The sequence below is a fragment of the Agrococcus citreus genome (assembly GCF_039527715.1).
Classification (GTDB): domain Bacteria; phylum Actinomycetota; class Actinomycetes; order Actinomycetales; family Microbacteriaceae; genus Agrococcus; species Agrococcus citreus.
This window is the reverse complement of sequence record NZ_BAAAKK010000001.1, coordinates 355,901-379,479: the sequence shown is the minus strand read 5'-3', so window position 1 is coordinate 379,479 and position 23,579 is coordinate 355,901. Positions and strand designations below refer to the sequence as shown.

The following is a 23,579-nucleotide window of genomic DNA, read 5'->3' as shown; positions in this document are numbered from 1 at the left end:
TCGGTCCGGCGAGCCGGTCCGGGCTCACTCCAGGTAGTCGCGCAGCTGCTGCGATCGCGACGGGTGGCGCAGCTTCGCCATCGTCTTCGACTCGATCTGCCGGATCCGCTCGCGCGTCACGCCGAACGTGTCGCCGATCTGGTCGAGCGTCTTCGGCATGCCGTCGCCCAGGCCGAAGCGCATGCGGATGACGCCCGCCTCGCGCTCCGAGAGCGAGTCGAGCAGCGACTCGAGCTGGCGCTGCAGCATCGTGAAGCCGACCGCGTCGGCGGGCACGACCGCCTCGGTGTCCTCGATGAGGTCACCGAACTCGCTGTCGCCGTCCTCACCGAGGGGCGTGTGCAGCGAGATGGGCTCGCGCCCGTACTTCTGCACCTCGATGACCTTCTCGGGCGTCATGTCGAGCTCGCGGGCGAGCTCCTCGGGGCTCGGCTCGCGACCGAGGTCCTGCAGCATCTGCCGCTGCACGCGGGCGAGCTTGTTGATGACCTCGACCATGTGCACCGGGATGCGGATCGTGCGGGCCTGGTCGGCCATCGCGCGGGTGATCGCCTGGCGGATCCACCACGTCGCGTAGGTCGAGAACTTGAAGCCCTTCGTGTAGTCGAACTTCTCGACCGCACGGATGAGCCCCAGGTTGCCCTCCTGGATGAGGTCGAGGAACTGCATGCCGCGGCCCGTGTAGCGCTTGGCGAGCGACACGACGAGGCGCAGGTTCGCGCCCAGAAGGTGGCTCTTCGCGCGCTGACCATCGCGGGCGATGCGGGTGAGGTCGCGCTTGAGCTGCCAGTCGAGGTCGGGCTCGAGCGAGAGCCGCTCCTCGGCGAACAGGCCCGCCTCGATGCGCATCGCGAGGTCGACCTCCTGCTCGGCGTTGAGCAGCGCGACCTTGCCGATCTGCTTGAGGTAGTCCTTGACAGGGTCGGCGGTCGCGCCGGTGATCTGGCTCGACGGCGGCTCGTCGTCGTCGCCCGAGAGGCGCATGGCGCCGGTCGGGAGCTTCTCGACGTGGACCGTCTCCTCCTCCTCGGCCTCCTCGACGACCTCGGTGGTCTCCTCGGTCTCCGGCTCGACGGCGGCGGCAGCCTTGCGGCGGCCTCCGCGCGCGGGAGCGGCGGCCTTCGCGGGCGCCTTGGCGGCAGCGGTCTTCTTCGCAGCCGTCGTCTTCGCGGCGGTCGTCTTGGCAGCGGTCGTCTTGGCAGCCGTCGTCTTGGCGGCGGTCGTCTTGGCGGCCGTCGTCTTGGCGGCCGTCGTCTTGGCGGCAGCGGTCTTGGCAGGGGCCTTCGCTGCGGCCGTCTTCGCCGCAGCAGGCGCCTTCGCCGCAGCGGTCTTCGAGGTCGCCGCCGCCGCGGGGGCGGTCTGGCCCGCGTCGGTCGCGGCGTCAGTCGCAGCAGCGGGCTTCGTCGAGGCCCGACGGTTCGTCGTGGTCGTTTCCTTGGCTGGCATGCGTCCTCCGCAGATCTCGGGCGCCCAGGCTTCGGGGCAGTCGAATGACCCAAGTCAAGTCCGCGACACTCGCGGTCTCGACTGGGTCGGTCTTGACAGTATAGCGCCGGGTATGGCATAGGCATTCCCACCAGTCGCGCAGGAAGCGCCCAGGACGACCGCTCAGCGCTTGCGGTCACGCATCCACTGGGCGACGGCGGTCCAGACGGGAGCGACCTCGATGCCCTCCTCGCGCATCCGCGACCGGGTGATGCGGCGCATCCGCACGATCATGACGAGCCCGAGCGCGAGCACCACGAGCTGCGATGCGAGGGCGATGCGGAAGCCCTCCCAGTCGTAGAGGCCGACCGCCTCGCCGCCCGCGGTGCGCGCCGAGTGCACGGCGTCGAGGATGATGCCGATCGCCGGCATGAGCGCGAACGACGCCATGAACCCGCCGATGTTGACGACGCCGTTCGCCGAGCCGAGCACGCGCAGCGGGTTGAATGTGCGGGCGAAGTCGAAGCCGACCGTCGAGCCGGGACCGGCGATGCCGAGCACGACGACGAGCACGACGACGAGCCAGTCCGGCGGCTGCCCCGGCCACAGCAGCACGAGCGACCACGTCGCGACGACGATCCCGACGATCGCGAGCACGAGCGTCGATCGCCGCAGCGGGAAGCGCGCGGTGGCGATCCCCACGATCGGGCCGACGACCATGCCGGTGCCGACGATGACCGCCATGAGGCCGGCGGCCTCGCCGCGGCTGTAGCCGAGGCCCTCGACGAGCATCGGGTAGCCCCACAGCAGCAGGAACACGTTGGTCGAGCCCAGCAGCGAGAAGTGGGTCCAGAACCCGAGCCGGGTGCCGGGCTGCCGCACGGCGTGGCGCAGCCGCGGCCACCACCCCTCCGGCACGTCGATCGAGCCCGTCGCGGGCGCTCCGCCCTTCGGCGCGTCGAAGACGACGAGCAGCACGAGCACGAACGCCACCGCGCCGAGCGCGGCGAGCGACCCGAACGAGAGCGTCCAGCCGATCTGGTGCAGCAGCCACGCGAACGGGACGACCGAGAGCAGCTGCCCGAGCTGCCCGGTCGTCGCCGTCCACTGCGACATCTGCGCCACGATGGGCCCCCGGAACCATCCCGACTGCAGCCGGATGACGGAGATGAAGGTCGCGGCGTCACCGATGCCGAGCAGGATGCGGCCCGCGATCGCGAGCGGCAGCTCCTCGGCGAGCGCGACCATCGTCTGGCCGCCCGCCATCACGATCGCGCCGGTCGCGATGAGGACGCGCGGCCCGTAGCGGTCGAGCAGCACGCCCACGGGGATCTGCATCGCCGCGTACACGCCCACCTGCACCGCGCCGAGGGTCGACAGCAGCGTCGCGGCGACGTCGAAGCGCTCGGCGGCCGCCGGTCCTGCGACGCCGAGCGAGGAGCGGTGCAGGATCGCGATCATGTACGCGACCGCGCCCGCACCCCAGACGAACCAGGAGCGGGCGCTGTTCATCCGAGCGGGTCCGCTCCGGGCCGTCGGCGCTGGCGCAGGTAGCGCTCGAGCTCCTCGGCGATCTCGTCGGCGCTCGGCAGGGCGCCGTCCTCGTCGGTGAGCGGCGAGCGCACCGACGACTGCGCCATGAAGGCGTCGTAGCGCGCCTCGAGCGTGAGCACGATGCGCTGCAGCTCCTCGTTCGTCTCCATCTGCTGCGCGACGAGCTGCTGGAACTCGCGGTCGGCCTGGCGCAGCTCCTCGGTGCGGAACGCGAGCGAGGTCGCGCTCGTCACGCCCTCGAGCGCGGCGAGCGCGGGCCCCGCGGAGCCCGACTCGCCGACGTAGTGCGGCACGAGCACCGTGAACGTCGCGACCGGCGCGATCGGATGCAGGCGGTGCTCGATGCGGTGGATGACCGAGCCGGGCACCTGCGAGACCGGGCGCCAGGCGGAGTACTGCTCGATGAGCTCGGCGCGATTGCCCGAGACGGTCGAGACGAGCGGCCGGGTGTGCGGCACGGGCATGCCGATCGACGTGATGATCGTGGTCGACGCGACGCCGAGCCGCTCGATGAGGTCGAGCAGCGCATCCGTGAACCGCTCCCACATCCAGTCGGGCTCCGGTCCCGTCAGCAGCAGGAAGGGCACGCCCGCGTCGTCCTCGACGACGAGCAGCGTGAGCGAGTGCGGCAGGTACTCCTCGATCTTGTCCTCGTTGAAGAGGATGCGCGGACGCCGCGATCGGTGGTCGATGAGGAGGTCGGTGTCGAACTCGACGATGCTGCGATGCGGCAGCGTGTCGAGGATCGCCGCGGCGGCGGCCTCCGCCGCTGCACCCGCGTCCACGAAGCCGTGGATGGCGATCACGAGGTCGAGGCCGTGCGGGACCGTCTCGAGGTCCTCGAGGGACAGGGTCAGCTCGCGCGGATCGAACACGATGCCAGCCTAGTGAGCGACGGCCGACGCATCCTGCACCGGCCGTCCCGACGAGGCGACGCGCCGACGCCGGTATCCTCGTGACCCATGCCCATCCCCGCACTGTCCATCATCGCCAGCCCCGACGACGCGACGGCCGAGCTCGTCGTGCACGGCGTGGTCGCAGGCGACACCCCGGAGGCCCCGGGCTTCGACGCCGAGCTGCTGACGGCGCTCGGCGTCACCGGCAAGCGCGAGCAGGTCGTGCGCGCGGTCGTCGACGGCCGGCGCGTCGCGTTCGCGGGCCTCGGCGACGACGTCTCCCCGACGCGCCTGCGCGAGGTCGCCGGCGCCGCCGTGCGCTCGCTGCGCGACGTGCCGTCGCTCGCGCTCGCGCTGCCCGTGCAGTCGAGCGACGACGTCCGCGCGGTGCTCGAGGGTGCGGCGCTCGGCGCCTACCGCTTCTCCGGGCTCAAGCGCGACGAGGCACCGCGCATCTGCGAGATCGCCGTCGTGGCCGGCACCGCCGACGTCTCGGCGTCGGTGGTCACCGATGCGACCATCTCGGCGCAGGCCGTCTGGACGACGCGCGACCTTGCGAACACGCCCCCGAACCTGCTGAGCCCCGTCCACTTCGCCGACCGCGTCGCGGCCGAGGCGCCCGCGGCAGGCCTCTCCGTCGTCGTCCGCGACGAGGAGCGCCTTCGCCGCGAGGGCTTCGGCGGCATCCTCGGCGTCGGCCAGGGCTCGAGCCGCCCCCCGCGGCTCGTCACCGTCGAGCACGCGCCGGAGGGCGCGAGCCGCCACGTCGTGCTCGTCGGCAAGGGCATCACGTTCGACTCGGGCGGCCTCTCGCTCAAGCCCGCCGCCTCGATGCAGCACATGAAGTACGACATGACCGGTGCCGCGACCGTCTACGCCGTCGCGGTCGCCGCAGCCGCGCTGCAGCTGCCGATCCGCGTCACGGCGCACCTGTGCCTCGCCGAGAACCTCGTCTCGTCGACCGCGATCCGCCCCGACGACGTGCTCACGATGCGCGGCGGCACGACGGTCGAGGTGACGAACACCGACGCCGAGGGCCGGCTCGTCATGGCCGACGGCCTCGTGCTCGCGAGCGAGGCGCAGCCCGACGCGATCATCGACGTGGCGACCCTCACGGGCGCGCAGCAGGTCGCGCTCGGCGATCGCGTGAGCGCCGTCATGGGCAACGACGGCGCGCTCGTCGACGCGATCGTCGCCTCCGCGAAAGCGACGGGCGAGCAGCTGTGGCCGATGCCGATCCCGGAGGAGATGATCGGGATGCTCGACTCGAACGTCGCCGACCTCGCGAACGCCAAGGTCGGCAACCGCGCGGGCGGGATGCTCCTCGCAGCCGCCTTCCTCGCGGAGTTCGTCGGCGAGCGCGACGGCGCGCCCATCCCGTGGGCGCACCTCGACATCGCGGGCCCCTCGACGAACACGGGCTCGCCCTTCGGCCACACCCCCTCGGGCGCCACGGGCGTCACGGTGCGCGGGCTCATCCACACCCTCGCGACGATGGCGCGCTCCGCCGACTAGGCACGAGCGGCCGGGCGGCCGCGGCCGCTGCGCGGCGGACGCCCGGCGCACAGGAGCATCCGACTAGGCTGGGACGGGCAAGAACTGCCGTGCACCGCCGCGCCACCCGCGCGGCAATCAAGACTCATAAGGAGCTAGTGCGTGTCCGATCAGAGCTTTGACATCGTCGTCCTGGGCGGAGGCAGTGCGGGCTACGCCGTGGCGCTGCGCGCCGTGCAGCTCGGCAAGACCGTCGCGATCGTCGAGAAGGACAAGCTCGGCGGCACCTGCCTCCACAAGGGCTGCATCCCCACGAAGGCCATGCTGCACTCGGCCGAGGTGGCCGACGTCGTGCGCGAGTCCGAGGAGGCCGGCGTCGACGCCGAGCTCAAGGGCATCGACATCGAGCGCGTGACCGCGTTCCGCGAGGGCATCGTCGCGAAGAAGTTCAAGGGCCTGCAGGGCCTCATCAAGAACAAGGGCATCGAGGTCGTCGCCGGCGAGGGCCGGCTCACGTCGCCCACGACCGTGCAGGTCGGCGAGCAGACCCTCACCGGCAAGAGCATCGTGCTCGCGACGGGCTCGTACCCGAAGTCGCTGCCCGGCCTCGAGATCACCGGCAACGTCATCACGAGCGAGCAGGCGCTGCAGCTCGACTGGATCCCGCAGCGCGTCGCGATCCTCGGCGGCGGCGTCATCGGCGTCGAGTTCGCGAGCGTCTGGCGCTCGTTCGGCGTCGAGGTGACGATCATCGAGGGCCTCCCCCACCTCGTCCCCAACGAGGAGGAGTCGGTCTCGAAGCAGTTCGAGCGCGCCTACAAGAAGCGCGGCATCCAGTTCAAGCTCGGCGCCCGCTTCTCCGGCGTCACGCAGGACGAGACCGGCGTGCACGTCTCGCTCGAGACCGGCGAGACGATCGACGCCGACCTGCTGCTCGTCGCCGTCGGCCGCGGCCCCGTCACGGCGGACCTCGGCTACGAGGAGGTCGGCATCGAGCTCGACCGCGGCTTCGTGACCGTCGACGAGCGCCTCCAGACCTCGGTACCCGGCGTCTACGCGGTCGGCGACATCGTGCCCGGCCTCCAGCTCGCGCACCGCGGCTACCAGCAGGGCATCTTCGCCGCCGAGCAGATCGCGGGCCTCGACCCCCGCCCGGTCGCCGACGTCAACATCCCCAAGGTCACCTACTCCGACCCCGAGGTCGCATCCGTCGGCTACACCGAGGCGAAGGCCAAGGAGCAGTTCGGCGACGACAGCATCGAGACGTACGAGTACTCGCTCGGCGGCAACGCGAAGAGCGAGATCGTCGGCACGAGCGGCTCCGTCAAGGCCGTGCGCGTCAAGGACGGCCCCGTCGTCGGCGTGCACATGATCGGCCGTCGCGTCGGCGAGCTCATCGGCGAGGCCCAGCTCATCGTCAACTGGGAGGCTTACCCCGAGGACGTCTCGCAGCTCATCCACGCGCACCCCACGCAGCACGAGGCGCTCGGCGAGACGATGCTGAAGCTCGCCGGCACGCCGCTGCACGCCATCTGATCGACAGCCACAGGAGACATGAAGCATGACTGACATCCAGCTCCCCGCACTGGGCGAGAGCGTCACCGAGGGCACGATCACCCGTTGGCTCAAGGCCGTGGGCGACGAGGTCGCCGTCGACGAGCCCATCGTCGAGGTCTCGACCGACAAGGTCGACACCGAGGTGCCGTCGCCCGTCGCGGGCACGCTCACCGAGATCCTCGCCGACGAGGACGACACCGTCGACGTCGGCGCCGTGATCGCCCGCATCGGCGATGCGGGCGCCGCGCCCGCCGAGGACGCGCCGGCCGAGGAGGCCCCCGCAGAGGAGGCAGCCGCAGAGGATGCTCCCGATGCGGAGGTCGCGACGTCGGGCACCGACAGCGAGGCCGACCAGGAGGCCGACGACGAGTCGGCCGCCGAGGCCCAGGACTCGCCGTCGCAGGAGGCGGACGAGCAGGCCGAGCAGCCGGCGACGCCCACCGAGACCCCGGAGGCCGGGACGAAGCCCGCCGAAGGCGGCGGCACCGATATCACGCTCCCGGCGCTCGGCGAGAGCGTCACCGAGGGCACGATCACGCGCTGGCTCAAGGCCGTGGGCGACGAGGTCGCCGTCGACGAGCCCATCGTCGAGGTCTCGACCGACAAGGTCGACACCGAGGTGCCGTCGCCGGTCGCCGGCACGCTCAGCGAGATCCTCGCGAACGAGGACGACACCGTCGACGTGGGCGCGGTCATCGCGCGCATCGGCGGCTCGGGCGGAGCCCCGGCAGCCGACGAGCCGTCGGAGGAGCAGCAGGCCCAGGGCAGCGCGCAGGCGCAGGAGGCGGCTCCCGCAGCGCAGCCCGCCCCGGCCAAGCCCTCGGTCGAGCAGCCCGAGCCCGCGAAGGACGACGCGCCCCAGCAGGAGGCTCCCAAGCAGGAGGCACCGAAGCAGGAGGCACCGAAGCAGGAGGCGCCGGCAGCACCCGCGCAGCCCAAGGCTCCGGCAGCTCCGGCAGCGCCCGCACCGGCGGCTTCGGCCCCGGCCGCATCCGGCACGCCGTACGTCACGCCGATCGTGCGCAAGCTCGCGAACGAGAAGGGCGTCGACCTGGCGTCGCTCTCGGGCACGGGCGTCGGCGGCCGCATCCGCAAGGAGGACGTTCTCGCAGCCGCTGAGGCCGCACCGCAGGCCGCGGCCTCCGAGGGCACGCAGGCGTCGGCCCCCGAGGTCGAGGTCTCGCCGCTGCGCGGCACGACCGCGCCGATGTCGCGACTGCGCAAGGTCGTCGCGAAGCGCGCCGTCGAGTCGATGCAGACGCTCGCCCAGCTCACGACGGTCGTCGAGGTCGACGTGACGAAGGTCGCGCAGCTGCGCGAGTCGAAGAAGGCCGCCTTCCAGCAGGAGACCGGCCAGAAGCTCACCTTCCTGCCGTTCTTCACGCAGGCTGCGGTCGAGGCCCTCAAGTCGCACCCGCTCATCAACGCGACGGACGACGGTGAGCAGATCACCTACCCCGAGACCGAGAACCTCGCGATGGCCGTCGACACCGAGCGTGGACTGCTGACCCCGGTCATCCGCGACGCGGCGTCGAAGAGCATCCGTGAGCTGACCGCCGAGATCGCCGATCTCGCGCAGCGCACGCGCGACAACAAGCTGAGCCCGGACGAGCTCGCCGGCGGCACGTTCACGCTGACGAACACCGGTTCGCGCGGCGCGCTGTTCGACACGCCCGTCGTGTTCCAGCCGCAGCGCGCAATCCTCGGCGTCGGCACGGTCGTCAAGCGCCCGGTCGTCGTGCAGGCCGACGGGCAGGACTCGATCGCCATCCGCTCGATGGTGTTCCTGGCCCTGTCGTACGACCACCGCATCATCGACGGCGCCGACGCGGCCCGCTACCTCGGCCAGGTCAAGGCCCGGCTCGAGTCGGGCGCCTTCGAGGTCTGATCGACTCGAGGTCTAGTCGACCCAGGCGTCGCGCAGCGTCCAACCGGCCTCGGTGCTCATGACGAGCACCGAGGCCGGTTCGTCGTTCGAGACGACGCGCAGCAGCCACGCGTCGCCGAGTCGCTGCACGAGCTCGAGCCGGGCGTCCGCGGGCATCCGCCACGGTGCGGCTGCCGTCAGCTGCGGGCTGCCGGGCTCGTGCAGCCCGACGAGGCACGCTGCGTCGTCCGCGTCGAGGCACGCCTCGCGCTCCGCGAGCAGCGTCGCGGCGCCCTCGATGGGATCGTCGGTCATCGTCGGTGCTGCCGGCTCGGCGGCTGCCGGTGCCGCGGATGCATCGGGCTCGGGCGTCTGCACGTCGGGTGCATCTGCGGCGGGTGCCGGGATGGGCTCCTCCTGCACCCCCGTCCGCTGCGCCGACTCCCCCTGGGCCGCCTCTCCCGCCGCATCCGAGCCGGCGGGGAGCAGCAGCACCGCAGCCGTGACGGCTGCCGTGGCCGCTCCCGCGAGCACCCAGAACCGAGGCCGCACCGCACCCAGCGCGCGCACCAGGCGACCGCCCGCGGCTCGAGGAGGCGTTCCGAGCGCTCGCGGCCGCCTCGGATCGAGCCGGGCGCCGAGCGCGGCCGGCAGTGCCGGGATGCGCTGCGCGAGCGCCTCGAGCACGAGCGCGGCACGTGCCCAGACGGCATCCGCGCCGACGGGGCGCGCTCGGTGACGCACGCGCGCACCGGTCGCGGCTCGCGTCGCGACCGTCGGCTCGAGCGCGAGCGNNNNAGCGCCGGCCACGCGTCGAGCAGCGCGTCGCCCGCCGCGACGAGGTCGCGAGCCTCGACGGCGCGCTCGACGGCGCCAGGCACCTCGGTGCCGCTCGCGGCCAGCACCGCCTCGGCGAGCGCTCGCCAGCCGGCCGCGTCGGCCCCGACCCGGTCGCTCGCATCGCGCCACGCCGGCGACGGCCGCGCGGTCTCGACGCGCGCGCCCTCGCCCAGCAGCAGCGGCGCTCCGTCGGCGTCGAGCCGCACCTGCTGCGCGGTCACGCCGCCGACCGCCGCACCCGCCGCGTGGAGCGCCCCGAGCGCGGCCGCGACCGGCGCGAGCGCGGTGACGGCCTCCCCCGGCTGCGGCGAGCCGCGCTCGAGCAGCCAGTCGGCCAGGTCGTGCGGCAGCAGCGGCCGCACGAGCACCACCCCGGCATCGGTCGCGACGTCGAGGATGGGCACGAGGTGCGGGTGGTCGCCGAGCAGGAGCGCCTCTGCCTCGCGGGCGAGCAGCGCCTCCTCGCCGGGCATGCTGCGGTGCAGCTCGACGCCGCTGCCCGCCGCGTCGGCCGCCACCCACACCTCGCGCGTCGCGTCGCGGCGGATCGCACGCACGAGCGAATGCCCTGCGATCGTCGGGGTGCGGTCGTCCTCGTCGTCCACGTCGGCGACCATGCCACCGCGGCACGCGCATCCGGAGCATCTCGAGCGCTGCCTGTGGAGAGCGAGCGGCTCGCGCCCCGGTATCCTTGCACCATGGCACGCGACACCGAGAAGGAGCCCGGCAGGCTCAAGACGATGTGGTCCATCTTCCAGATGACCCGCAAGAACGACCGGGCTGCGCTGCCGCTGATGCTGCTCGCCCTGCTCGGTCCCATCGTGGTCGTCACGGTGCTCGCGATCGTCTTCCGCCAGGACACGCTGTTCCTCATCCTGTGGATCATCAGCGGCGTGCTCATCGGTCTGATGCTCATGATGATGACGCTCACGTGGCGCGCCGAGAAGATCGCGTTCGCGCAGATCGAGGGCCGGCCCGGAGCGGTCGGCGCGGTGCTCAAGAACGGCTTGCGCGGCAACTGGACGACGAGCGAGATGCCCGTCGGCGTCAACCCGCGCACGCAGGACGCGGTCTACCGCGCGGTCGGCAAGCCCGGCGTCGTGCTCATCGCCGAGGGACCGCAGGACCGGGTCTCGCGCCTCCTCTCGGAGGAGAAGCGCAAGGTCAAGCGCATCGTGCCGAACGTGCCCGTCCACGTCATCTCGATCGGCCCCGACTCCGAGCTCGAGCTGCGCAAGCTCACGCGCTCGATGCGGCGCCTCAAGCGCACGCTCAGCCGCGCCGAGGTGATGGCGGTCGCGAACCGGCTCACGTCGCTCGGCCAGTCGAGCCTGCCCATCCCCAAGGGCATCGACCCGCGCCGCGTGCGCCCCGGTCGCCCGCGCTGACGTAACACCGCCGAAACATCGGCGTCACCGGCGGGCAACGGCTCCTGCGTAGCGTCGACGGCACGGCACACGCCCACCCCCAACGCAGTTCAAGGAGCACCATGTTCAAGGATTCGTCCGAGGTCCTCGCCTACATCAAGGACGAGGAGGTGCTCTTCCTCGACATCCGCTTCACGGACCTGCCGGGCGTGCAGCAGCACTTCAACATCCCAGCCTCCACGGTCGACGAGGAGTTCTTCACCGTCGGCCAGCTGTTCGACGGTTCGTCGATCCGCGGCTTCGCGAACATCCACGAGTCCGACATGCAGCTCATCCCGGATGTCACGACGGCGTACATCGACCCGTTCCGCGACAACAAGACGCTCGTGATGATCTTCGACATCTACAACCCGCGCACGGGCGAGATCTACCACCGCGACCCGCGCCAGGTCGCGCACAAGGCGGAGCAGTACCTCGCCTCCACCGGCATCGCCGACACCGCCTTCTTCGCGGCCGAGGCGGAGTTCTACGTCTTCGACGACGTGCGCTACTCGGTGACGCAGAACCAGTCGTTCCACGTCGTCGACTCCGAGGAGGGCGCCTGGAACAGCGGCCGCGTCGAGGAGGGCGGCAACCTCGCCAACAAGACGCCCTACAAGGGCGGCTACTTCCCCGTCTCCCCCGTCGACAAGCAGGCCGACCTGCGCGACGACATGGTGCTGAAGCTCGAGGGCATCGGCCTGCAGGTCGAGCGCAGCCACCACGAGGTGGGCACGGGTGGCCAGGCCGAGATCAACTACCGCTTCAACACGATGGTGAAGGCGGCCGACGAGGTCCTCGCCTTCAAGTACATCATCAAGAACACCGCCGAGCAGTGGGGCAAGACGGCCACGTTCATGCCGAAGCCGCTCTTCGGCGACAACGGCTCGGGCATGCACACGCACCAGTCGCTGTGGCTCGACGGCACGCCGCTCTTCTTCGACGAGAACGGCTACGGCAACCTCTCCGACACCGCTCGCTGGTACATCGGCGGCCTGCTCGCGCACGCTCCCGCGGTGCTCGCGTTCACGAACCCCTCGATCAACTCGTACCGTCGCCTCGTCAAGGGCTTCGAGGCGCCCGTGAACCTCGTCTACTCGGCGGGCAACCGCTCGGCGGCCATCCGCATCCCCATCACAGGGTCGAACCCGAAGGCGAAGCGCATCGAGTTCCGCGCACCCGACGCGGCCTCGAACCCGTACCTCGCGTTCGCTGCCCAGATGATGGCCGGCCTCGATGGCATCAAGAACCGCATCGAGCCGCACGAGCCGGTCGACAAGGACCTCTACGAGCTGCCGCCCGAGGAGGCGAAGGGCATCCCGCAGGTGCCCGGCACGCTCGAGGAGGCGCTCGTCGCGCTCGAGCAGGACCACGAGTTCCTGCTCGAGGGCAACGTCTTCACGAAGGACCTCATCGACACCTGGATCGCGATGAAGCGCGAGACCGAGATCCTGCCGATGGCGCTGCGTCCGCACCCGTTCGAGTTCGAGCTCTACTACGGGGTCTGATCGAGCGGACTCTGGCTGACGCCGCATCGGCTGCAGACGGGGGCCGGGTTCCTTGGGGGGACCCGGCCCCTCTTCGTGCGCGGGGCGCTCTGCGGAGCAGCTTCGGCGGCGCGGTGTGCACGCTGTTGCTGTCTGCGAACGCCAGAGGCAGCAACAGCGTGCACCTCAGGCGCGCTGTGTGCACGCAATTGCGGTTGAGCGGCGGTTCGGGCCGCCACAGCGTGCACCCGCGTCGGCTCGCCGGGCCAAAGCGGAGTCAGACCGCGACGGCGTTGCCGCAGATGCTGCAGACCTCGAGCTCCTCGCGACCCCAGCGCGCGAGCGGGATGAAGAAGAGCGTGAACTGCTTCGCCGTGCGGATGCGGTTCCACACCGTCGTGTTGCCGCAGCGCGCGCACGTGCGCGTCTGGCCGGCGCCGAGGTCGTGCTGCTTGCTGCCGAAGCCGAAGATGAAGAACATCGGGCAAGCGTAGGTGGCGTACCTGCGAGGTCCCGAGGTGTCTCGATGCGCGCCCCCGTGCTGCTCGAGGAGCAGCGGGGTCAGTCCTCGAAGAAGCGGCGGTCGAAGACGCGACGGGCGCGGCGGGTCGCCGCGAGGTAGTGCTCCTCGAGGTCGCGCGCGGAGCCGGCCGGCATGCCGACGAGCCGCGCGACCGCCTCGAGCTCGCCCCGGTCGACGGGCAGCAGGTCGGTCGTGCGCGCTCGCGCGAGCGCGAGGCCGTTGCGGATGCGCGTCGCGAGCGTCCACGCCTCCCGCAGCACCTCGGCGTCGCGGTCCGAGATGAGCTCCTCGCGCGCCGCCGCGGCGAGCGCCTCGAGCGTCGACGGCGTGCGCAGGCTCGGCAGCGCACCCGCGTGCTGCAGCTGCAGCAGCTGCACGAGCCACTCGACGTCGCTGAGCGCCCCGTCGCCGAGCTTGAGGTGCCGCCGCCGGTCGGCGTTCGCCGGCAGCCGCTCCGACTCGACCCGCGCCTTGATGCGGCGCACCTCGCGCACCGCCGACGCCGGGAACTGCGCGACATAGCGGCGCTCGTCGATGACCGTCATGAGGTCGTCGGCGAGCCCGGCGTCGCCCGCGAACGGCCGCGCGCGCAGCAGCGCCTGCGCCTCCCACGGCTCCGACCAGCGCTCGTAGTAGGCGCGGTAGCTGTCGACGGTGCGCACGAGCGGACCCTGGCGCCCCTCGGGCCGCAGCCCCGCATCCATCTCGAACGGCAGGGTCGGGTCGGCGAGCGTCTCCTGCACGCGACGGATGACCGTGGTCGCGACCGCGATCGGGTCGCCCTCTCCGCGGGCGACGTGCAGCACGTCGATGTCGCTGCCGAAGCCGATCTCGCGGCCGCCCGTGCGGCCCATCGTGATGGTCGCGAGCTCGAGCCCCTCGGGCCGGTGGAATCGGATGGCCGCGTCGACGAGCGCCGCGGCGATCGCGCTGAGCGCCGCCCCGACCGCGCTCTCGTCGACGCGCTGCAGCGCGCTCGCGATCGCGACGCGCAAGTGCTCGCGGCGCCGCAGCGAGCGGAGCGCCGTGCGCAGCGCGTCTGCCTCGTCGTGGCGCGCGAGGATCGCGTTCGTCTCGTCGCGCAGGGCCTCCTCGCCGCGCGGTCGCAGCTGGTCGTCGTCGTCGAGCCACGACGCCGCCTCGGGGATGCGCTCCATGAGCTGCGCGATGAGCCGCGACGACGACAGCAGCAGGCTGAGCCGCTTCGCCGCGACGGGCGAGTCGCGCAGCATGCGCAGGAACCAGGGGCTCTCTCCCAGCGCCTCGCTCAAGCGACGGAACGCGAGCAGCCCCATGTCGGGATCGGCGCCCTCGGCGAACCAGCCGAGCAGCACGGGCAGCAGCAGCCGCTGGATCTGCGCTCGGCGGCTCACGCCCGCGGTGAGCTCGCCGATGTGCCCGAGCGCGCCCTTCGCGTCGACGTAGCCCGATGCCTGCAGGCGCCGGATCGCGTGCTCGGGGCTCAGCCGCACGTCCTCGTGGCCGAGCGACGCCATCGCCCCGAGCAGCGGCCGGTAGAAGAGCCGCTCGTGCAGCGTCCGCACGGCGCGCCGCGTCGCCTGCCACTCGCGCTCGAGCGCCTCCGCGTCGGGCAGTCCCGCGGAGCGGGCGAGCCTGCGCAGATCGTCGTCGGCGAGCGGCATGAGGTGCGTGCGCCGCATGCGCCAGAACTGGATGCGGTGCTCGAGCACGCGCAGGAACCGGTAGTGGGCGCCGAACTCGAGCCGGTCGGCGCGGCCGATCGTGCCGCGGGCGGCGAGCGCGTCGAGCGCGTCGAGGGTGCCGCGCTGGCGGAGCGACTCGTCGTCGGCGCCGTGCACGAGCTGCAGCAGCTGCACGGTGAACTCGATGTCGCGCAGACCGCCCGGCCCGAGCTTCAGCTGCCGGGCCACCTCGTCGGCCGGGATGTGCTCCGTCACCCGCTCGCGCATCCGCTGCACCGACTCGACGAAGCCCTCGCGGCTCGACGACTCCCACACCTTCGAGCGCACCGACGCCTCGTACGCGGCGCCGAGCGCCGCGTCGCCCGCGAGGGTGCGTGCCTTGAGCAGCGCCTGGAACTCCCACGACTTCGCCCAGCGGTCGTAGTAGGCGACGTGGGATGCGAGGGTGCGGGTGAGCGCGCCGTCCTTGCCCTCGGGGCGCAGGTTGGCGTCGACCTCCCACAGCGGCGGCGCCGCCTGGAACTGGGCGCACGCCGCGGAGGCCTCGCGCGCGAGGAGCGTGGCGATCTGCGTCGCCTTCGAGTCGTCGAGGTCGTCGGCCTCGTGCACGAAGATCACGTCGACGTCGCTGATGTAGTTGAGCTCGCGCGCACCCGCCTTGCCCATGCCGATGATCGCGAGCCGCACGCGGTCCGCGTCGTCGCCGAAGCGCTCGCGCGCCGCGGCGCGCGCGATCGCGAGGCCCGCCTCGAGCGCGGCGGCCGCGAGGTCGGCGAGCGCCGCCGAGACGACGTCGACCGACGCTGCCGGGTCGTCGAGCCCGAGGTCCCACGCGACGAGCTCGGTGAGGTGGCGGCGGTAGCGCCCTCGCATCGCCGCGATCGCCGCGTCGCGCGGCATCGTGGCGACGCCGCCCTCGGCCGCGACCGACGCGAGCAGGCTCGCCCGGTACTCGTCCGCGGCCGCTGGCTCCGAGGGCCGGGCGGCCACCTCGATGTCCTCGGCGTGCCGCTGGAGGTGCTCGGCGATGCCCATCGAGCCGCCGAGCACGCGCAGCAACGACGCGCGCGCCTCCGGGTCGTCGAGCGCGTCGCCGAGGTCGACCTCGGCGCGCACGAGCCGCACGAGCATCTGCAGCGCCGTGTCGGGGTCGGCGGAGTGCGCGCACTCCTCGACGAGCCCGTGGAGCGACTCCGGCAGCTCGGCGATGCAGGCCTCTGCCCTGCTCGGCTCGCGGAACCCCAGGCGCGCGAGGCGCGTCCGGGGCGACGGGATGCGCATCGGCTAGAGCGTCAGCAGGTTCGACTCGAGCTCGACGCGGGTGACCTGCGCGCGGTAGCGGGTCCAGTCCTCGCGCTTGTTGCGCAAGAAGTACGAGAACACCTGCTCGCCGAGCGTCTCGGCGACGAGCTCCGACTCCTCCATCGCGCCGATCGCCCGGTCGAGGCTCGCGGGCAGCGGCGTGAAGCCGAGCGCCCTGCGCTCCTTGTCGGTCAGCTGCCAGATGTCGTCGACGGCCTCGTCGGGCAGGTCGTAGCCCTCCTCGATGCCCTTGAGGCCTGCGGCGAGCAGCACCGAGAACGCGAGGTAGGGGTTGGCGGCCGAGTCGAGCCCGCGGTACTCGATGCGGGCCGACTGCGCCTTGTTCGGCTTCGAGAGCGGCACCCGCACGAGCGCCGAGCGGTTGTTGTGGCCCCAGCTGACGTAGCTGGGCGCCTCATCGCCGGACCACATGCGCTTGTAGGAGTTGACGTACTGGTTCGTCACGGCGGTGAACTCGGGCGCGTGGTGCAGCAGCCCCGCCATGAACTGGCGGCCGATCTTCGAGAGCCGGTACTGGCCGGATGCGTCGTAGAAGGCGTTGCGCTCGCCCTCGAAGAGCGACAGGTGCGTGTGCATGCCGCTGCCAGGCTGGCCCTCGAAGGGCTTCGGCATGAAGGTGGCGTAGACGCCCTCCGACTGCGCGACCTCCTTGACGACGGTGCGGAAGGTCATGATGTTGTCGGCGGTCGAGAGCGCGTCGGCGTACCGCAGGTCGATCTCGTTCTGACCGGGGCCCGCCTCGTGGTGGCTGAACTCCACCGAGATGCCGATGTCCTCGAGCATGCGCACGCTCGCGCGGCGGAAGTCGTGCGCGGTGCCGCCGGGCACGTTGTCGAAGTAGCCGGCGCGGTCGACGGGCTGCGGGTTCGCGACATCCGCCGACTTCAGCAGGTAGAACTCGCACTCCGGGTGCGTGTAGAAGCTGAAGCCGCGGTCGGCCGCCTTCGCGAGCGTGCGCTTGAGCACGTGGCGGGGGTCGGCGGCGGCCGGCTGGCCGTCGGGCGTCGAGATGTCGCAGAACATGCGGGCGGTCGGGTCGACCTCGCCGCGCCACGGGAGGATCTGGAAGGTCGACGGGTCGGCCTTCGCGATCACGTCGGCCTCGGAGGAGCGCGAGAGCCCCTCGATCGACGAGCCGTCGATGCCGAGCCCCTCGGTGAAGGCGCCCTCGACCTCGGCGGGCGCGATCGCCACCGACTTGAGCGTGCCGAGCACATCCGTGAACCAGAGGCGCACGAACTTGACGCCGCGCTCCTCGATCGTGCGCAGCACGAAGTCCCGCTGCTTGTCCATCCCGCACCTCTCTCTGCCTCCCCACAGGCTAGTGGGCGAGAGCCTCGGGTTAGGCTCGATGGCATGGCACAGAGTGGTCCGGCAGAGACCGGTCAGACGCAGGCGGAGCAGCCCTCGGGCGCGAGCGCGAGGGATGGCGCGGCGGAGGTCGCGGCGCCCTACGGCGGCGGGTCCGGCGGACCGAAGCGCGTGCGGACGCGGCACTTCTCGCAGGCGAAGCGCGACGGCGTGAAGATCGTCGGGCTCACGAGCTACGACTACCTCTCGGCCGGCATCTTCGACCGCGCGGGCATCGACTTCCTGCTCGTCGGCGACTCCGCGGGCAACACGGTCTTCGGCTACGACACGACGCTCCCGGTGACGGTCGACGAGCTCATCCCTCTCACCCGTGCCGTCGCGCGCGCCGCGAAGCGGGCGCTCGTCGTCGCCGACCTGCCGTTCGGCTCGTACGAGACGAACCCGCGCGAGGCCGTGCACACGGCGATCCGCTTCATGAAGGAGACGGGCGCCCACGCCGTCAAGCTCGAGGGCGGCGAGCGCTCGGCCGAGCAGATCCGGCGCATCGTCGAGGCCGGCATCCCCGTGATGGCGCACATCGGCTACACCCCGCAGTCGGAGCATGGGCTCGGCGGCCACGTCATCCAGGCGCGCGGCGACGCCGGCGCCGAGCAGCTGCTGCGCGACGCGAAGGCCGTCGAGGAGACAGGCGCGTTCGCCGTCGTGCTCGAGATGGTGCCGTCGGAGTCGGCGCGGCGCGTGACCGAGGCGCTGTCGATCCCGACGATCTCGGTCGGCGCCGGTCCGCACTGCGACGGCCAGCTGCTGGTCTGGAGCGACTGGGCGGGCTTCACGAGCGGCCGGATCCCGAAGTTCGTCAAGCAGTACGCGCAGCTCGCGCAGACGCTCGAGGAGGCTGCGGTGTCGTTCCGCGAGGACGTGGCGAGCGGGTCGTACCCGGCGCCGGAGCACGAGTACGAGTAGCCGATGCGCATCGCACTGCTGCTGCGCGGCGTGAACGTCGGCGGGGTGACCGTGAAGTCGGCCGACCTGCGGTCGGTGCTGACGGCTGCGGGGCTCGGCGACGTCGTGACGGTGCTGGCGAGCGGCAACGCGGTCGTGACCGCGAGGAGCGCGACCGCCGCGGCTGCGGTCGCGGAGGCGGCGCTCGAGGAGCGGTACGGGCGACGCATCCGTGTGCTCGGGATCGCGATCGAGGCGCTGCAGGAGATCATCGACGGCTATCCGCACGGCGAGGACGACGAGCGCACGCCCTACGTCATCTTCGAGCTCGAGCCCGGTGTCGTCGATGCGCTCTCAGCGATCGAGACGGCGGAGGAGGAGGCGACCGCGAGGGGCGAGGGCGTCCTCTACTGGTCGAACCCGAAGGGCACGACGCTCACCAGCGGCTTCGCGAAGGCGTCGGAGCGCGTGGGGAAGGGGTCGAAGGATGCGACGACGACCCGCAACCTGCGGACGCTGCGGAAGGTCATCGCGGCGGCGTGACCCGCTGGTCGAGCCGCACGGCGCCCCTGGGCGCCGCGCGAGTCGAGACCACACCGCGCGCCTCAGGGGTTGGTCTCGACTCGGGCGGGGCGCTGGGCGGCCCCGACCGGCTCGACCAGCAGCGGCTCAGCCGGCGGGCGGGACGTCCTTCGTGCCGCCGCTGCGCGTGCCCCAGTCGTCGGCCGCGGCTTCCTCCGCAGCCCACTGCTGGGAACGCTGCTTGATGATCTCCGGTGCTCGCGCAGCCTCCTCGCGGGTCTTGAACGGCCCCGCTCGGTCGTAGCCCGGCGAGACCATGCCCTCCTCGACGACGCCCGTCTCGAGGTTGTACCAGTACTCGGCAGCGTTCATGCGCCCGAGTGTAGGCGACCCTCCTCGGCACGCCCAGAGCGCCCGGAACCGTCGCTGTCGCCGCCTCGCCGCGCTCGACCGCGGCGATCGTGCGTGGAGCGCGCCGCGGACGCGCGCCGCCGTGCCAGCGCAGCTGCGTCCCGACCGCGGCGCGGCGCGTCACGGCGTGGGCATCCCGCCGTTGACGTGCAGCGTCTCGCCGAGCACGTAGCTCGACTCCGCAGAGGCGAGGAAGACGTACGCGGGCGCGAGCTCGGCCGGCTGGCCTGCGCGACCGATGGGCGTCTGCTCGCCGAACTCGGGCAGCGCCTCGGTCGGCTGGCCGCCCGCCGTCTGGAGCGGCGTCCACACGGGACCGGGCGCGACGACGTTCACGCGGATGCCGCGGGGCGCGAGCTGCTGCGAGAGCGCCTTGCTCATCGTGTTCATCGCCGCCTTCGTCGTGGCGTAGTCGACCAGGTGCTCGGAGGGCTGGTACGCCTGGATCGACGAGGTCGCGATGATCGACGACCCCGGCGGCATGTGCGGCACCGCGTCCTTCGTGAGCCAGAAGAGCGGGTAGACGTTCGTCTTGAAGGTCTCGTCGAACTGCTCGTCGGTGAGGTCCTCGAGCTGCTCGACGAACTGCTGCTTGCCGCCGTTCGAGACGAGGATGTCGAGGCCGCCGAGGCGCTCGACCGTCGTGCGCACGAGCTCGGAGCAGTAGCCGCGGTCGGTGAGGTCGCCGGGGATCGCGACCGCGGTGCGGCCCGCCTCCTCGATGAGCGCCACGATCCGCTGCGCGTCGCTCTCCTCCTCGGGCAGGTACGAGATGGCGACGTCGGCGCCCTCGCGCGCGAACGCGATCGCGGTCGCCGCGCCGATGCCCGAGTCGCCGCCCGTGATGAGCGCCTTGCGCCCCTCGAGGCGGCCGGTGCCGCGGTAGGTCCCCTCACCGAGGTCGGCGCGGTCGCGCATGCCCGAATCGAGACCGGGTCCGTCCTGCGAGATCGGCTCCGTCGAGATGTCGGCGTAGAGCTTGGTCGGGTCCTGGAACGTGTACTGATCAGCCATGCGGCGACCCTACGGAGGCCGCCTGACGTGGCCTTGGAGCGCACGCTCGGCTCATGTCCAGCGTCTGCCGAGCGGCCGCATGGGGTCCGGCCGGCGCCCCGGGCACCTGCGCGCCGGTGCCTAGGATGGGAGCATGCCGAAGGATGCGACTGGTCACCTGATCCCCGGCCGCATCGGCCGCGAGCAGCCCGTCGACACCTCGATCGCCCGCCCCGAGTACGTCGGCCGGCCGGCGCCGGCCAAGCACGTCGGCGGCGACGTCTACGACGAGGAGACGATCGATCGCATCCGCGCCGCCGGCACCATCGCGGCGGATGCGATCGCGGCCGTCGGCGCCGCCGTGCGGCCGGGCGTGACGACCGACGAGCTCGACCGCATCGGCCACGAGTACGTCACCGGCCACGGCGCCTACCCGTCGACGCTCGGCTACCGCGGCTTCCCGAAGTCGGTGTGCTCGAGCGTCAACGAGGTCGTCTGCCACGGCATCCCCGACGACACGGTGCTCGAGCACGGCGACATCGTGAACATCGACATCACCGCCTACCGCGACGGCGTGCACGGCGACTCGAACCGCACGTTCATCGTCGGCGAGGCGAGCGACGAGGTGGCGCAGCTCGTCAAGCGCACCGAGGAGGCGCTGCGGCGCGGCATCAAGGCGGCGATGCCCGGGCGGCGCGTGAACGTCATCGGTCGCGCGATCGAGATGTACGCGAAGCGCTTCGGCTACGGCGTCGTGCGCGACTTCACCGGGCACGGCGTCGGCACGTCGTTCCACTCGGGGCTCATCATCCCCCACTACGACACCGACCGCTTCGACACCGAGATCGTGCCCGGCATGGTCTTCACGATCGAGCCGATGCTCACGCTCGGGACGCACGAGTGGGAGGGCTGGGACGACGACTGGACGATCGTCACGCGCGACCGCTCGATCACCGCCCAGTTCGAGCACACGATCGTCGTGCGCGAGACTGGCGCCGAGATCCTCACGCTCCCGTCGGCCTGAGCGGGCCGCCGCCGGATCGGTCGCAGCCGCGATCCGTGGCAGGATGCGAGCCGTGACCAAGTCGAAGCACCAGGCCATCGGCGTCGACATCGGCGGGACGGGCGTCAAGGCCGCCCTCGTCGACGTCCAGTCGGGCGAGCTCCTCAGCGACCGCATCAAAGTCCCGACGCCGGCGGGCGGGGAGCCCGACGCCATCCGCGACGCGGTCGTCGAGCTCGTCGAGCGGCTCGCCGCGCACGAGTCGACGCCGATCGGCGTCACGTTCCCCGCGATCGTGCGCCACGGCCGCACCATGAGCGCGGCGAACGTCTCGAAGGCGTGGATCGGCCTCGAGGCGGAGCGGCTCTTCGAGCAGGCCCTCGGCCGCGACATCCACTTCGTCAACGACGCGGATGCGGCTGGCTTCGCCGAGGACCACTACGGCGCGGCGAAGGATGCCTCGGGCCTCGTCATCATGACGACGCTCGGCACCGGGATCGGCGGGGCGTTCATCTACGACGGCGTGCTGATCCCGAACGCCGAGCTCGGGCACCTCGAGCTCGACGGCCACAACGCCGAGTCCCGGGCCTCGAACAAGGCTCGCGAGCGCGAGGAGCTCAGCTGGGAGGCGTGGGCCGAGCGGCTGCAGCGCTACTACAGCCACCTGGAGTTCCTCTTCTCGCCCGACCTGTTCGTGGTCGGCGGCGGCGTCTCGAAGTCGTCCGACAAGTTCCTGCCGCTGCTGCAGCTCGCGACGCCGATCGTGCCCGCGAAGCTGCGCAACAACGCCGGCATCATCGGCGCTGCCGCGCTCGCGCGCGGCGTGTGACGCTGCGCTGACCGCCGGGCTGCTGCCCGGCCGCCTGCGCATGCTGGGCAATCTGTGATCGTCTGCGTTTCTCTTGTTCTGTCTGTGCTTCGGTGCTAGCGTGCTCGCATGGAGTCACCGATGCTCGCCACCCAGCGCCGCGACGCGATCGCCGAGCGCGTCCTGAAGGATGGGCGCGTGCTCGTCGCCGGCCTCGCCCGCGAGCTCGGCATCACCGCCGAGACGGTGCGCCGCGACCTCGACGCGCTCGAGCAGGCCGGCGTCGCGCGGCGCGTGCACGGCGGCGCCGTCAGCGCGAGCCGCTCGAGCCTCGTCGAGACGGCGGTCGCCGAGCGCCAGGACGCGAACGCCGACGGCAAGCGCCGCATCGCCCGGCTCGCGTGCGAGCGGCTGCTCGCCTCGGGCGCCACGAGCCTGCTGCTCGACGCCGGCACGACGACCGCCGCGCTCGCCGCCGAGCTCGTCGCCACGTGGCCGGGCGCGGGCGGACCCCGGCTCGTCGTCGCCACGCACTCCCCCGCGATCGCCCAGCTGCTCGCCGCCCACCCGTCGATCGAAGTCCACGCGATCGGTGGCCGCATCCGTGCCGTGACCGGCGCCGCCGTCGGCGCTCAGACCGTGCTCGCGATCGCCGCCCTCCGCCCCGATGTCGTCATCCTCGGCACGAACGGCCTCGACGCCTCCGGTGCCACGACCCCCGATCCCGACGAGGCCGCCGTGAAGGCGGCGATCGTGGCCGCCGGCCGTCGCGTCGCCGTGCTCGCCGACGCGACGAAGCTCGGCGAGGCGTCGCTGTGCCGGTTCGCGGCGCTCGAGCAGATCGACGTGCTCCTCACCGACGCGGCGCCCGACGCCGCACTCGCCGCCGCCCTCGATGACGCGGGATGCGAGGTGCAGGTCGCATGATCCTCACCGTGACGCTCAACCCATCCATCGACCGCACGATCGAGCTCGCCTCGCCCCTCGAGCGGGGCGCGGTGCAGCGGTCCGCTGCCGCGGCCGTCGAGGTCGCCGCGGGCAAGGGCGTGAACGTGACGCGGGTGCTGACCGCGGCCGGCGTCCCCTCCCGCGCGATCGTCGTCGCTCGCGACGACGATCGCTTCGCCGCCCTGCTCGCGGCCGACGGCGTCGACGCCGTGCACGTGCCGGTCGATGCATCCGTGCGCACGAACCTCGCGATCACCGAGCCGGACGGCACGACGACGAAGGTGAACGAGCCCGGTGCGCCGCTCGACGAGCGGGCGATCGCCGCCCTGCTCGCCGCGGTCCGCGCCGAGGCGGTCGGCGCGGCGTGGCTCGTCGTGGCCGGCTCCCTGCCCACGGGCGCGCGGCCCGACCTCGTCGTCGACGTCATCGACGCCGCGCGCGGTGCCCGACCCGGCATCCGCGTCGCCGTCGACAGCTCGGGGGCGCCGCTCGCCGCCGCCGTCGCCGCGGGCGGCATCGACCTCGCCAAGCCGAACGACGAGGAGCTCGAGGAGCTCCTCGGCCTCGCGCACGGCGCGATCGACGGCGTCGGTGCAGCGGCGGGC

Annotated in this window: 20 protein-coding genes; 11 read left to right on the top strand and 9 right to left on the bottom strand. The window is 72.2% G+C overall.

Going from position 1 to position 23,579, the window contains the following annotated elements:
- Positions 1-24: 24 nt before the first annotated feature.
- The 3 genes from ABD106_RS01865 to ABD106_RS01855 all read right to left on the bottom strand — a co-directional run bounded on the left by ABD106_RS01865 (position 25) and on the right by ABD106_RS01855 (position 3,854).
- A complete protein-coding gene (locus ABD106_RS01865) occupies positions 25-1,446 on the bottom strand; it encodes an RNA polymerase sigma factor (protein ID WP_343916739.1) in 1,422 nt (473 codons plus the stop codon).
- 162 nt (positions 1,447-1,608) lie between these two features.
- Positions 1,609-2,937, bottom strand: a complete 1,329-nt coding sequence (locus tag ABD106_RS01860) for an MFS transporter (protein ID WP_343916737.1) — start codon at positions 2,935-2,937, stop codon at positions 1,609-1,611.
- Entirely contained in the window at positions 2,934-3,854 is a 921-nt protein-coding gene (locus ABD106_RS01855; protein WP_343916735.1) for a PAC2 family protein, read from the bottom strand. The genes ABD106_RS01860 and ABD106_RS01855 overlap by 4 nt, the downstream gene beginning before the upstream one ends.
- Before the next feature lie 87 nt (positions 3,855-3,941).
- Between ABD106_RS01855 and ABD106_RS01850 the strand changes: the two genes are divergently transcribed.
- The 3 genes from ABD106_RS01850 to sucB all read left to right on the top strand — a co-directional run bounded on the left by ABD106_RS01850 (position 3,942) and on the right by sucB (position 8,814).
- Positions 3,942-5,390 carry a leucyl aminopeptidase gene (locus ABD106_RS01850; protein ID WP_343916733.1) on the top strand — a complete coding sequence of 483 codons (1,449 nt, stop codon included), beginning with the start codon at positions 3,942-3,944 and terminating at the stop codon, positions 5,388-5,390.
- Positions 5,391-5,531: 141 nt separating this feature from the next.
- Complete coding sequence (gene lpdA / locus ABD106_RS01845; RefSeq protein WP_343916731.1) at positions 5,532-6,905, top strand: dihydrolipoyl dehydrogenase; 1,374 nt, start codon at positions 5,532-5,534, stop codon at positions 6,903-6,905.
- A 25-nt stretch (positions 6,906-6,930) separates the two neighbouring features.
- Complete coding sequence (gene sucB / locus ABD106_RS01840; RefSeq protein ID WP_343916729.1) at positions 6,931-8,814, top strand: 2-oxoglutarate dehydrogenase, E2 component, dihydrolipoamide succinyltransferase; 1,884 nt, start codon at positions 6,931-6,933, stop codon at positions 8,812-8,814.
- Positions 8,815-8,826: 12 nt separating this feature from the next.
- Here sucB and ABD106_RS01835 read toward each other — a convergent pair whose 3' ends face one another.
- On the bottom strand, positions 8,827-9,108 hold the full coding sequence (locus ABD106_RS01835) for a hypothetical protein (RefSeq protein ID WP_343916727.1): 282 nt from the start codon (positions 9,106-9,108) through the stop codon (positions 8,827-8,829).
- 1,223 nt (positions 9,109-10,331) lie between these two features.
- On the opposite strand from ABD106_RS01835, the gene ABD106_RS01830 reads away from it, so the two are divergent.
- The gene (locus tag ABD106_RS01830) at positions 10,332-11,021 is read left to right on the top strand and encodes a DUF4191 domain-containing protein (RefSeq protein WP_343916725.1); all 690 of its coding nucleotides are present in this window, start codon (positions 10,332-10,334) and stop codon (positions 11,019-11,021) included.
- Between the two features lie 101 nt (positions 11,022-11,122).
- Entirely contained in the window at positions 11,123-12,547 is a 1,425-nt protein-coding gene (gene glnA / locus ABD106_RS01825; RefSeq protein WP_343916723.1) for a type I glutamate--ammonia ligase, read from the top strand.
- Positions 12,548-12,803: 256 nt separating this feature from the next.
- Here the strand turns inward: glnA and ABD106_RS01820 are convergent, their stop codons facing one another.
- The 3 genes from ABD106_RS01820 to ABD106_RS01810 form a co-directional block, all read right to left on the bottom strand.
- On the bottom strand, positions 12,804-13,007 hold the full coding sequence (locus tag ABD106_RS01820; protein WP_343916721.1) for a zinc-ribbon domain-containing protein: 204 nt from the start codon (positions 13,005-13,007) through the stop codon (positions 12,804-12,806).
- 80 nt (positions 13,008-13,087) lie between these two features.
- Positions 13,088-15,994: a bifunctional [glutamine synthetase] adenylyltransferase/[glutamine synthetase]-adenylyl-L-tyrosine phosphorylase gene (locus tag ABD106_RS01815; protein ID WP_343916719.1), complete on the bottom strand. Its 2,907-nt coding sequence runs from the start codon at positions 15,992-15,994 to the stop codon at positions 13,088-13,090.
- A gap of 3 nt (positions 15,995-15,997) precedes the next feature.
- The gene (locus tag ABD106_RS01810) at positions 15,998-17,329 is read right to left on the bottom strand and encodes a glutamine synthetase family protein (protein ID WP_343916717.1); all 1,332 of its coding nucleotides are present in this window, start codon (positions 17,327-17,329) and stop codon (positions 15,998-16,000) included.
- A 63-nt stretch (positions 17,330-17,392) separates the two neighbouring features.
- Between ABD106_RS01810 and panB the strand changes: the two genes are divergently transcribed.
- Both panB and ABD106_RS01800 read left to right on the top strand, forming a co-directional pair.
- Positions 17,393-18,310: a 3-methyl-2-oxobutanoate hydroxymethyltransferase gene (gene panB, locus ABD106_RS01805; protein ID WP_343916715.1), complete on the top strand. Its 918-nt coding sequence runs from the start codon at positions 17,393-17,395 to the stop codon at positions 18,308-18,310.
- A gap of 3 nt (positions 18,311-18,313) precedes the next feature.
- Positions 18,314-18,832: a DUF1697 domain-containing protein gene (locus ABD106_RS01800; protein WP_343916713.1), complete on the top strand. Its 519-nt coding sequence runs from the start codon at positions 18,314-18,316 to the stop codon at positions 18,830-18,832.
- 126 nt (positions 18,833-18,958) lie between these two features.
- On the opposite strand, the gene ABD106_RS01795 is transcribed toward ABD106_RS01800, so the two are convergent.
- Together ABD106_RS01795 and ABD106_RS01790 are read right to left on the bottom strand one after the other, a co-directional pair.
- The gene (locus tag ABD106_RS01795; RefSeq protein WP_343916711.1) at positions 18,959-19,183 is read right to left on the bottom strand and encodes an SPOR domain-containing protein; all 225 of its coding nucleotides are present in this window, start codon (positions 19,181-19,183) and stop codon (positions 18,959-18,961) included.
- A 159-nt stretch (positions 19,184-19,342) separates the two neighbouring features.
- Positions 19,343-20,236 (bottom strand): SDR family oxidoreductase, encoded by an 894-nt coding sequence (locus ABD106_RS01790; RefSeq protein WP_343916708.1) that lies wholly within the window; start codon positions 20,234-20,236, stop codon positions 19,343-19,345.
- A 133-nt stretch (positions 20,237-20,369) separates the two neighbouring features.
- Here ABD106_RS01790 and map point away from each other — a divergent pair, with 133 nt between their 5' ends.
- From map to ABD106_RS01770, 4 genes are all read left to right on the top strand, one after another.
- Positions 20,370-21,239 (top strand): type I methionyl aminopeptidase, encoded by an 870-nt coding sequence (gene map, locus ABD106_RS01785; RefSeq protein WP_343916707.1) that lies wholly within the window; start codon positions 20,370-20,372, stop codon positions 21,237-21,239.
- 43 nt (positions 21,240-21,282) lie between these two features.
- A complete protein-coding gene (gene ppgK / locus ABD106_RS01780; protein WP_425545700.1) occupies positions 21,283-22,047 on the top strand; it encodes a polyphosphate--glucose phosphotransferase in 765 nt (254 codons plus the stop codon).
- Between the two features lie 108 nt (positions 22,048-22,155).
- Entirely contained in the window at positions 22,156-22,953 is a 798-nt protein-coding gene (locus ABD106_RS01775; RefSeq protein WP_343916705.1) for a DeoR/GlpR family DNA-binding transcription regulator, read from the top strand.
- The coding region (locus ABD106_RS01770) for a PfkB family carbohydrate kinase (RefSeq protein WP_343916703.1) at positions 22,950-23,579 on the top strand (630 nt) is incomplete at its 3' end. The genes ABD106_RS01775 and ABD106_RS01770, both read left to right, overlap by 4 nt.